General features: G+C 30.7%; 17 protein-coding genes. All 17 read left to right on the forward strand.

Annotation, left to right across the window (positions count from 1 at the left end):
* Positions 1-794 (forward strand): DUF787 family protein (locus F0310_RS05095; protein WP_182117892.1); only part of this gene is annotated, 794 nt, incomplete at its 5' end.
* Positions 791-1,228 (forward strand): DUF1463 family protein, encoded by a 438-nt coding sequence (locus F0310_RS05100; protein WP_182117893.1) that lies wholly within the window; start codon positions 791-793, stop codon positions 1,226-1,228. The genes F0310_RS05095 and F0310_RS05100, both read left to right, overlap by 4 nt.
* A gap of 15 nt (positions 1,229-1,243) precedes the next feature.
* A complete protein-coding gene (locus F0310_RS05105) occupies positions 1,244-1,687 on the forward strand; it encodes a DUF1473 family protein (protein ID WP_182117894.1) in 444 nt (147 codons plus the stop codon).
* Between the two features lie 29 nt (positions 1,688-1,716).
* The gene (locus F0310_RS05110; RefSeq protein WP_182117895.1) at positions 1,717-1,962 is read left to right on the forward strand and encodes a hypothetical protein; all 246 of its coding nucleotides are present in this window, start codon (positions 1,717-1,719) and stop codon (positions 1,960-1,962) included.
* Between the two features lie 34 nt (positions 1,963-1,996).
* A complete protein-coding gene (locus F0310_RS05115; RefSeq protein WP_182117896.1) occupies positions 1,997-4,105 on the forward strand; it encodes a CDK-activating kinase assembly factor MAT1 in 2,109 nt (702 codons plus the stop codon).
* Positions 4,106-4,119: 14 nt separating this feature from the next.
* Positions 4,120-4,818: a DUF792 family protein gene (locus F0310_RS05120; RefSeq protein WP_182117897.1), complete on the forward strand. Its 699-nt coding sequence runs from the start codon at positions 4,120-4,122 to the stop codon at positions 4,816-4,818.
* Positions 4,819-4,834: 16 nt separating this feature from the next.
* A complete protein-coding gene (locus F0310_RS05890) occupies positions 4,835-5,305 on the forward strand; it encodes a DUF693 family protein (RefSeq protein WP_182117898.1) in 471 nt (156 codons plus the stop codon).
* A gap of 22 nt (positions 5,306-5,327) precedes the next feature.
* A complete protein-coding gene (locus F0310_RS05895) occupies positions 5,328-5,831 on the forward strand; it encodes a DUF693 family protein (RefSeq protein ID WP_182117907.1) in 504 nt (167 codons plus the stop codon).
* Positions 5,832-5,847: 16 nt separating this feature from the next.
* Positions 5,848-6,495, forward strand: a complete 648-nt coding sequence (locus tag F0310_RS05135; RefSeq protein WP_182117899.1) for a DUF777 family protein — start codon at positions 5,848-5,850, stop codon at positions 6,493-6,495.
* Positions 6,496-6,564: 69 nt separating this feature from the next.
* Positions 6,565-6,900 carry a GPW/gp25 family protein gene (locus F0310_RS05140; RefSeq protein WP_182117900.1) on the forward strand — a complete coding sequence of 112 codons (336 nt, stop codon included), beginning with the start codon at positions 6,565-6,567 and terminating at the stop codon, positions 6,898-6,900.
* Positions 6,897-7,781, forward strand: a complete 885-nt coding sequence (locus F0310_RS05145; protein ID WP_182117901.1) for a DUF276 domain-containing protein — start codon at positions 6,897-6,899, stop codon at positions 7,779-7,781. Before F0310_RS05140 ends, F0310_RS05145 begins: the two co-directional genes overlap by 4 nt.
* A gap of 3 nt (positions 7,782-7,784) precedes the next feature.
* Positions 7,785-8,546 (forward strand): DUF735 family protein, encoded by a 762-nt coding sequence (locus F0310_RS05150; protein ID WP_182117902.1) that lies wholly within the window; start codon positions 7,785-7,787, stop codon positions 8,544-8,546.
* Between the two features lie 21 nt (positions 8,547-8,567).
* On the forward strand, positions 8,568-9,614 hold the full coding sequence (locus tag F0310_RS05155; RefSeq protein WP_182117903.1) for a DUF685 domain-containing protein: 1,047 nt from the start codon (positions 8,568-8,570) through the stop codon (positions 9,612-9,614).
* On the forward strand, positions 9,569-9,982 hold the full coding sequence (locus tag F0310_RS05160) for a hypothetical protein (protein WP_182117904.1): 414 nt from the start codon (positions 9,569-9,571) through the stop codon (positions 9,980-9,982). Before F0310_RS05155 ends, F0310_RS05160 begins: the two co-directional genes overlap by 46 nt.
* Positions 9,983-10,014: 32 nt before the next feature.
* Positions 10,015-10,173, forward strand: a complete 159-nt coding sequence (locus F0310_RS05165) for a hypothetical protein (protein WP_182117905.1) — start codon at positions 10,015-10,017, stop codon at positions 10,171-10,173.
* Between the two features lie 14 nt (positions 10,174-10,187).
* Positions 10,188-10,640 (forward strand): hypothetical protein, encoded by a 453-nt coding sequence (locus tag F0310_RS05170; RefSeq protein WP_182117906.1) that lies wholly within the window; start codon positions 10,188-10,190, stop codon positions 10,638-10,640.
* The gene (locus F0310_RS05175) at positions 10,621-10,998 is read left to right on the forward strand and encodes a BBA14 family lipoprotein (RefSeq protein ID WP_232535979.1); all 378 of its coding nucleotides are present in this window, start codon (positions 10,621-10,623) and stop codon (positions 10,996-10,998) included. The genes F0310_RS05170 and F0310_RS05175 overlap by 20 nt, the downstream gene beginning before the upstream one ends.
* The last annotated feature ends 1 nt before the right edge of the window (position 10,999 follow it).

Below are 10,999 nucleotides of genomic sequence, written 5' to 3' on the forward strand. Positions count from 1 at the left end.
ATCTTTTAGTAAACTTACATCCATTTGTATGTCTTATAAATCCTTGTGAAGAAAAACACACAGCAGATATCATTTCTCTTGCAAACCCAAATAATTTCATTGTATTTAGCAAAACAACAAAAGACTTGCCTAACGCACTTAAGAGTAAGATTTCCTCTGAGCTAGATAATCTTATTCTATTTTATAACAAGGAAACTACTACTAAAGAGGGTGGTAAGGAATATGATAATACACATGTTAAGTTTATATCACAGTATCTATATCAAGCTAGCATGTTTCATGCTACAAATCCTTATGGAATAAGAATCAAGGCAGAACCTATTATAACAGATACAGAGCTTATTGGTTGCTTAAGAAAGAGTAATATTAATTTTTATACCCTTCTTAATGAGACAGGATATGATGGAGTACTTGCTATTAAGGAAGGTCTTGACCTTGCAGGACGCCCTATTGATGAGATATTTACATATTACTATATAAAAAACAAAGCAACACAAGAACTTATAAGAATATGGAATCAAAACAACAGAAGTAACTCTAAATTAAGCTCAGCACAACTAGAGGGTACAAGTTCTAATGTATATACTTCAGCACTAGAGGTACTCTTTAAAAGACTTAAGGACAATGGTCTTATTTACTCATACAGTGATATCAAACTCAAGATAGAACCTGTTGATGCCTCATTAAAAGCAGAACTTAGTGTTATGGTTCAATACAATCATAGCTTTAATGAGGTAGTACTAAAGATTACAGCAGAAGATATTAATGCAATATTTAAGGGGGTAAATAAATGACATACAGTGGACACACTAGTTTTCAAACTTTTAAAGACACCGTATTTATTTTCAATGAGCACGAGTTTAAGCATGGAAGGATTAAGGTAACTAAGGGTAAGAGTGATATAGCTAAAACATCAGCACTAGGTGACATGGCATTTTTCCTAAAGCCAGAGACTAATTTTTATATTATAGAATTAGAGGTTACTAAGAATAGTTTTGACTATAAAAAATTAATGTCATTTTATAATAAACAAGAAAATGGTGAACAAAGGCCAGAAGATAATTATAAGCCCTTAACTTTTCTTGATAAACAAGGCGGAGTTAAGATTACAACACAACATGCATTCTTTACAAGCTATTCCGAACTTTCATATAACCCTGAAGATTCTACAGAAGTTACATTTACTCTTAATGCAATAAAATGTAGCACCGAATTTGTTGATAGCTAATAAAAGGAGGTATAAATGCGTTATTCATTAGTAATACTTACCAAGAACGATACTCTTAAGTTTGAAATAGAGACTATGTCAATGTATGAATGGGATACCCTTTTAGGATTTAATAACACAATAGATACTATTTATGACATAAACAAATTTGAACTTATATTAAAGCACATGATACCTTCATTTAAGCATGAATTTTATGATTCATTCTTGAAATTCTTTTACTGCGAAATTATAGATAAAGATAAAAGATTTGCAGAAATTTATAAAACAGACTTATTTTTTATAGTTTATAACCTGCAGTATGATACATTTAAAAATCTACAAACAGAGCGATTACCTAAACTTATATATATAGAAGGTTTTATAGACTTAAAGCTTAATTTGAATAAATATGACTACATTAATGAAAATGAATGGAATTATGAGTATGTGACTAATCTTTTGACTAAAGTAACTTAAGGCTTAATCAAACCCTGTAGGAAATTTAAATGAGTAGCAATCAAGAACCAAACTCTAGCTTTTCTAATATATATAAGGCATATAAGGAATTTGTTGAAAAGGAACTTAAGAGTAGAGAAAATCAATACATACTACCCCTAGTCTTAGGTATTTGCAATGATTTAGAGCAAATTAAGAAACTTGATGGAAGAGATTTTAACTTACTAAGAAAAGCATGCATTCTAAAATTAGAGTATGAGGAATGGAAGTTTGTAATAAACAAATTTCCACTCTAAGAATACGATGCACTAAAAGATAGGAATAAAGGCAATGGAACAAGACACAGATAAATTTACTATCCCTATTACAGTTAAAGTAGAGGCAGATACAGGTAATGCTCACAAGCAAATAATAAATAATATTAATGATGCAGAAGTTGACGCTCGTATTGGCATTGACACTTCTTATTTTAAGAATAAAATAGATGAGCTTAAGAAAAGTTTAGCTAAAAAAAGTATAAAAGACTTAAGAGTTGATATTAATGCTAAAAGCACAAATATTAATCTTACTAAAAGAAATCTTATCCAAGAGAAGGAATCTATCAAACAAGCATATGCTTTTAAAAAGAAAACACTAGAGGATGAAATTAAGCAATTACTTAATAACTCAAATACACCGGAATCAAAATCACGCATTAAGGAACTCAAGGATAGTCTTTCCAGATTAGGTATAAAGGAAAAGAGTAAGCTTCGTGAGGCGGATGAAAGGGGTAAGACACAAATTAGTAAGATTAAAGTAGACCGTGACATAGAAAGCCAATTTTTAAAAGAGCGATTGGCACAAGAGAATGAACAAATACGTGCTCAAAAACAAGCAAGACGTTATAAGGAAAAGGAAGAGGCACGCATTAGACGTGAAGATGAAAAGCGAATTAAGAAAACTTTTCAAGAAACCTCACGACTTATGAAAACCGGATTAAGTTACGAGCAGGCCAGAGCAGAAGGTGAGAAGAGAGCAAGACAAACAGAGAGTGAATATTATAAGAAAAGACTAGCACAGCTTAAAACAAATGGTATAGCTACTAGTGAATTTTCTAAAGCTATTGCCGCAATTAAGAAAAATACTACCTTTTTAACGCAAACTATGGCCAATATTACAGGCAATCTTATAAGTGGTTTAGCTAGTTTTATAACAGGTGGAGTTAAGGATGGCTTTGGGGCTACCAAGAGTAGAGATATGAGTAAAGCACACGCTCATATCAAAAGAGGTGGTAGAAGTTTTGACAAATTGCGTGAGCTTTATAAAGCTAATCCCAACTCAATACCTAAACTCACTAAGGGTGAGAGTATAAACTATGAGATTATTAAGCAAATGAACCAAAAGGGTATTGATTTTAACTTAGAATCGGAAATCATTGCAGGCTCTCTAAATCTAGAAAATATGTATGCCTTAAGAGGCGGAAATACCACTAATGCTACACGCAAGGGAATAGAGTTAGCACTAAGCTTAGTCCAGACACAATATGCAAGTATTAGTGAAGCATTTGACATAGTAGAATCATTAGGCAAGGGCGATATTAGCGGTTTATATGGTATAGCAAGGAAATTGGGTGCTCAAGGCGGTCGATTTACAGAATTAGGAAAACAAGACAGAGAACGCAAATACGCAACAAATCAAGCGGGCACTAAACTTATAGAGGAAGACTTAACACACGTAATTCAATTACTTAACAATAAGATTACAAATACAGAAGGGGTTAAAGAAAAGATTAACTTACACAAAAGTATAGCCAAGGCATCAAACATTGTTGCAGAGACTCAGGCTAATACAAGTGACACAATAGCTTATAAGACAGGTGCTACAATTGATTCCGCATCAAATTGGTACACAAATAACCAAATACAAGCAGAGAAACAGAAAGAAAACATATCTTTAATGCAATACCGTAAGAAAGAATTAAAAAGACTAAAACATATATATAATAAGCCAAAATTCATTGGTAGTTATTCAACCATGCAAGAGTATACACCCGACTATATTAATAACAAGGTAGAAAAAAAGGGCAATAATTACTACGTTTTAAAAAAGCAGTTAAAAGGTTATATGGGTGGCTTTAAAGAAGAGACACGAGAACTTAGCAAGGAAGAAGTAGAGAAATACCTTAAATTTAAAAAAGATGATGAAATGATTAAATCACAATGGAAGCAGGCAAGAGATAGAGGGCAAAGTCCAGAAGACATACTAGAAAGAGGTATTAGTAATAAAAAAGGTAATGGGCTTGATATTAGTCACATTAATACAGAAGGGATTAATAAATCACTTGCAAGCACAGCAGTAGCTATGTCTAACTTTACAAATGCCTTATCTAATGCTACACAACAAATTAATATAAGATTTCGTGACAAAGCTACCCTTAAAGACACTCTAGGTAGGACTTAAAGGAGACATGTAGCATGAATTTTGATTTATTTAAAAAAATAACAAATCCCGATAAATTACTAGATTTAGTCAAAGATTCTCCATGGGGCCTAGATGATACTAATAACCCTAGTCTTAAACTAGAGAGAGAGAAGGCATATAAAACAATTAAGGCTAACTCACGGCTAATATTAGAGATTTGTAATCAAATTATAGTTTTATTTGGTAGTGGCAGTAATTGGATGGCACTTTACCCCCGTCTTGACTTCCTAGGTTTAGGGTTTATTCCACAACTATTTCTAATATCGGCTACAAATGAATACATAGAAATATCAACAGGACAAGACGGTGCTACTTATCCTGTAATAAATCCTGTAACACGTAACTTACAAAATGCTAGTTACAATATCTATGGTAAGCCGTACACTATTACACTTAATGAGGGGATTTTGACTAGTTTTTATGAAAAAATTATTTTTGATGAAGCATTAAAGCGAATACCCGCATTTAATGCAGTATTTAGGGAAACTAAAACTTTGGTTAGAAAACAATTAGAAGAGCGTGTCAAAGCAGGAGTCCCATTCTCCTTTTTCTCACCACTTACAGGATACATAGGCTACACAAAAATCCCGCGTCTTGTCTCACGCCCCACAGAATATGAGGGTACATATAATATATCAATTACTATAGAAGAAATTGAAGTAGGCTATATAGAGGATTTTGAATTTGAATAACAGGAGAGCCTAAGCAGTGATTAAATATGATTTTAAAATTGAATTTTATAATTACGATGATGCTAAATACATAGTAGCATCTAAGCCTAAGCTTACAATTGATACAGAAAAGACAAGAGCTTATACAGAAATTAGTATAGGCAATAATTATGCTGCAGAGAGTGGTATGCTTTACAAATCAGGCACTCTTAAAGTATATAATGTACCACTCACTTTTAATCAAGACAGGCGACTCAATATTAAATTCCATGATGCTATTAAGATTAGTTATAAAAAACTTGCTTATTCAAGAGAGTATCACTTCCTACTAAATGGACTCATACATACACCCATGGATACAGATTATCTATCAAGAGATTTTAGTGTTGATTATGACATAACAAATTCTATTTTCAACGTAAAGATTAATAGTATATTTCAAGAACAAAAAGACTCTACAAGACTAGATTCACCACTTATTAAGAGAAACATTAATTTTAAAGGGTAAGTCAATAGCACAAGCTATAAGCATGGTATTTAAGGGTAATGAGGAATTATTCTTACCTGCAAATATCGCAAATACTAAAATTAACCATTCATTAACATGTAATTCGTTAAATGAATTCTTAACCGCATTAGCACGTAATTATACAATTATTTGTAAAGCAGAACCACAAGATAAGAATAATAATATAGACATAATATACCGCTTTTATTATAAATCTATAGCAGCCAGAGAAAATGAGAGTAAATCATTTAAACCACTTGCACTTGAAAAGTTTGGACTACACTTTATTCCTCAACAAGACTTAAAGTATTCACAAGAGAGTAGGCAACAATTAGTTTATTGGAATGCACAAGTGCTTTATACGCACAAAATAGCTATTAATGATAGAGTATCCTTTTATGATAGATTTAATAATCTTATAACAGGTAGAGTAGAGGAAACTAGTGCTTTTTTGTCTAGTAGAGGGCCTTGTGTACTCAATTTAAGCATAAAAGATGATAAGAATATACTTTCACAAATGATTTAGAAGGAGATTTTTATTTATGCAATCAAGAACACAAAAGTATAGCGAATTTAGATACTACACAAATTTAGAAAATATGGCATATGTTCACCATGAAACACTAGATAAAATGTGTGAAAATATTTTCATATCAAGAATAGGAATAGTTAAGGAATTTGACTACAAAACACAAGAGGGGGTAGTAGTAATACCAGAATTTGGTAGTCTTAATATTGAAACTAAAAATATATCAAATATGAAACTTCACTTGCAAACAAATGATAAGGTTATTCTACTGCAATCAAGTGTCAATTTATTTGATATAGAGGATACAAATTATTTTGATAAAACATACTTTTATATCATAAACAGCATTGATATTAAGACTATAGAAAAAGCTGTTATTGATATTGATCAATTTGAATTAAAAAATCACACTCTTGATATAAAGGCAGAAGAGTCAATTAACATTGAATCAAAAGATTTAAATATAAATGCCAATAAGATTAAAATTAAAGCAAGTAATCCTATATCAATTTCTACCAATAATGCAAGCTTATATGATATTCTAAATTCCTTAATAAACACGCTAGAAAAGTTAAAATTTGTACAAGAATTAGATGCCATGAAAGATTTACAATTACAAATGCCAATTCTTAAAACAAAACTTAATAAATTACTCTTATAAACTGCTATAAATATTGACAAAAAGGTCAACTTTTCTAAAGAAAAAACACAAATTTGGTAAAATTAATATATGGACATAAAGGTTAATGATAAATTTGAATGTATCCTAAACAATGACTTAGGTATGGTAGATGCTATAGAGGAGCAAAAACAGGCTCTTTTTCTTTACTTAAAATTGCCTAAAGGCAGCCTTGCTTGGGACAGTGGGTATGGAGTTGATTATGATATCCTACTTAAACTCTTACGACTTAAAGACAGAGAAAGATTAGAACACTTCTTTACAAATATTGCTACAGCATTACAGCTTAATCTATCTAGCATTGATACAACCTACCTTAAGGGTCAAGCTAGGGTTAATCTTTACTTTACACAAGGTGATTATTTACCAATGGAATTTAGCATATGAGTAGTCCAAGCATATTTACCCAAGATAATGGTATTACAGTAAAATCAACAGAAGAAATTCTAAATGAAAAAAAGGATATGCTTAAAAAGAAAGGTATCCTTATAGCACGAAATAGCATATTTGACATAGTTAATTATCCTAGCTCAGAAATTGATAGGCAAATACTTATAGCATTAAGTGACTTATTTAAGCGTATTGATGAGGGTGGTAACTTTTTTAAAGAATGGGAAGATAAGCTTAGCATACCAAGTAGCTCTACTTTTGATGCTGTAAGAAAAGCATTCCTTCAAATTGATGGGGTTAAATATTGTAATCTTACAAGTGGTGCAGGAATAGTTGCCACATTCTTAATAATTACAGATAAATCTTACTTTCTAAATGGTGATTTTAAGACACTAAACACTCGAATTAAGAATCAAATATGGGAAGTGTTTTATAAAGTCATGCCTAGTGGTACCGCATTCATAGGGGATATTAAAGTTGACGGGCTTAATGATATGCTACAAAAGAAGACTTATAAATTTAGCTTAGGTAAGCCTAAATATATCTACATGAAGGCTTATTACAAAATCAATCATAAAGATTACATTCATATTGATATTGACACTAAGATTAGAGAAATTTATAAACAAATAATTGATACAAATTATCGTGATATGGGTATTGATTTTGCGTATCAAGATTTCTTAGCACCTGTAAGCATGATTAAGGGAATAAAATCAATACGTATTGGAATTCTTGTTAAAGAAGATGATAAAACAGAGAATAAATCTATAAACGATAGCCAGTATACATTTAATAAAGACATAGAAGTAAACCCTAATGAGATTTTGCTTTTCGATACTACACAGCGGCTATTCATTGACATTGACAAGGAATAATTTATGAACTTTAAGCATAATCCTACATACGATATCCCAGAGACTATAAGAAATACACAGTTAGGACAATTTATTGACAACGAAATTGAATATAAAAAACTTATTCTTGCCCAGATAAAAGAGATTACAAATAATTTTGCTTCAAAAAACATTAAAGCTCATCTTAAGATTAGATTTATAGCTAAATTCTTAGCCAAACTTTTTAAAGTTTATCATCTTGATAAAAACTTAACATACGACATTGTAAATGGAATTGATAGCGTACTCTTATCAAGAGAACATATTGGAACAGACAATAGTTTTAACCTACTTTTTGCAAGTTATCTTTATACCAACGTAGAGATTAGCACCAATGAAGATCAGGCAGGTGAGATTGTAATCAAACTAATAAATAATATTAAATCTTCCTTTAGAAGATATATCATACATAACAAGTTAGAAAAGACGGTAGGCAGAGAGAAATTCTACAAATTAAAAAAAATTGTTCTTACTCACTCTAAATCTAAATTTAGGCTCATGTTCAACTATATGCCACTAAACTATACAAGTTCAATCTACGAGTTTATAAAAAGCCTTATCCCTGTTGGTAGAGTTATACGTATTAAGGATAAGGATAATCAAATGATAATGAGTAACTTGGCACAAGAGAGAAAAGAACAAGAAATTTTAAACAAGCTTAAAGCACAAATTCCACATGCATCCTACTCTCTAGAAGACTCACAAGAAGAAGATGCAGAAAAAGATACTATCTTAAAGTATAGATAAATTCTTAATAAAGGAGGAGTTATGAGTCAGGAAATAGATAGAGATAATGAAATTCAAATCAAAGATTTAAACAAGAAGTTTAGAGCAGAACCTAATGACCTATTACTACTAGATGACCCATTAACCAGTTGTAATGCCATAACTTACAAAAACTTTTATGAGCAAATAAGAGAAGCTACTTATGAGGATTTACCCAAGTTATTAGAATATCTAGAAAAATTAGATACTATAGCAGATTTAAAAAAAGATACTTCTCTTTCAGAAATTAATATTAATAGAGACTCTATGCCAACAGGCAGAAGAGAGATTATATTCTATCTTGACTATCAAACTAAGCAAATAATTCCTATTACCCTTAAAACATTTGCTTATAAGATGTATAAACATCTTCTTGGTGTGCCAAATCAACCTAATTCTCACAAAACAGCAATAAGCAATGCCACACAAGCTAATGATTGGAAAGAAGACGATTTAGTGACACTACTTCGTAAAGAAAATGGTGTTGCTTTTAAAGCTACTTATAGAGACTTCTTTAAAAAGGTTAAAGGTGAACTTATTAATACCTCTAATACAGAAATAGCAATTAATATTAATGAAGATAATATATGTTTTTATGAAAAGGGCAAAAACAGAATATCAATTACTTCATTTAAAAGATTTATAGAAGCAATCACTAACCATGATACATCAGATAGTAATAATATTGATGCTAGTTATGAAAAGGTTACTTTTTTTGATTCTAAAACTCATAAGTTTAATGCCTACAATATAGAGTGCCTTAAGAAGGCTTTAAATCTAGATTCCTATATAACTCGCTCAGATACACATGAGACATACCTAAAAAAAGATGATGCAGATTCTATCTACATGAAAAATTGGGATGGAATATCTAATAGTAATCTTAAATCTAAGCTAAAAGACACATTTAAAAATGCCCACAAGGCTTCAAATCTAGTAAAAACCCACCAGTTTATTCTACGCAACTCAAGCGATGATGATATTGAAATATTAGATTGCCCTATTTGGCTAAGAGGTATTCCAGATGGGTTGGGGGTACAAGAATATTAAATAATGACTCCTACATACATGAGGGAGAATATGGGGATAGGCATATTATCTTAAAACTAGAGTCACAAAATGAATCAGAGATAAGAATACCACAAAGGTATAAAAATAAATCAGACAGTTTTATTTATCTAGCTATTACTATAGAACCTGTCTATTATGGCAGTAATGGAGAAAAAAATAATGTCAAGCGTGTTTATGTTAAATTTGATGGTGAATCAGACAAAAGAGAAGTATTCCGATTTGATACATGGGGACAAAAAGCTCATTACAATAATGGACATTATATAGGACATCAATTTCAAATATATAACGGATGGTACAAAGTTATAACATTTACAAACAATACGCTAGACCTACTCAAGCTATAAACACAAAGTATAAAGTAAAGGAGGTGGCACACTTGCAAGATATACTAAACTTTTTGCATAATCTTGATTTATACAAGTTCATTGGGCTTGTAATAGCAACATTAGCTATTTTTTGGCTAATAAGGCCTGTTTTTATAGACTGTGTAAAGATAATCAAAAAAATATTGCATATTAAAGATAAACAAGACTAACAAGGAGGATTATAATGGTTAAAGATAAAGATTTAAATCAACAACAAGATAGCACTATAAAAGAAGGCATAAAAACCTTAGGCACATATGCTATTAAGCATCAAGAAACAAGCAATGTTTATATAGGAAGTTTACTGCACAATGTATCAAGTATTCTAAAATTTGTTAACATAAAGCATCCTACAATAAACAAGATAGTAGATAATAGCAGGCTTATTGATGAGCTAATAAGCTTTACACAAGATATATACAACAGTATTATTGCAGATAGTGAAGCTAGAGAACAAGAGAGATATAAAGAAGAAATGATTGATATTATAAATGTAGCTGGACAAATTGTTGCTAACTCTTCTAATAGTAAAGACAAGAAAGAATTATTAGAAAAGTTAAGAGAAAAACGCAATCAATTAGCTCTTGAAAAGATACAAGCTCTTCAAAAGGAGATAGATGATGAAGAATATTTTTAAAATAAAATATCTAACACTTATATCTCTATTAATGCTAGTAATGGCATGTACAACAATAGCTAGCATTCCAAAAGAACCTGTGTTTCCAAAAGAGCAAACACTTGATTTGTTAACTAAATATGAGAGCCAGTTACTCGAATATGTTATATATTTACAAGTTTTTTTAGTTAACACAAAAAAGGCAGTTAAGGACAAAGCTTACCCTAAATTTATTTTTTTTGATACAAATAAACTAGAAAGCTCTCAAACAATTAATACACTTAAAGCCAATATTGCTTATATGAAGGAATATATTGCTATAACTAAACCCATAGCAGAAGCAGTGTATAGAAAATATTCAAAACAAATTAGTAAATGAA

It is taken from the genome of Borrelia sp. A-FGy1 (genome assembly GCF_014084025.1).
Taxonomy (GTDB): Bacteria; Spirochaetota; Spirochaetia; order Borreliales; family Borreliaceae; genus Borrelia.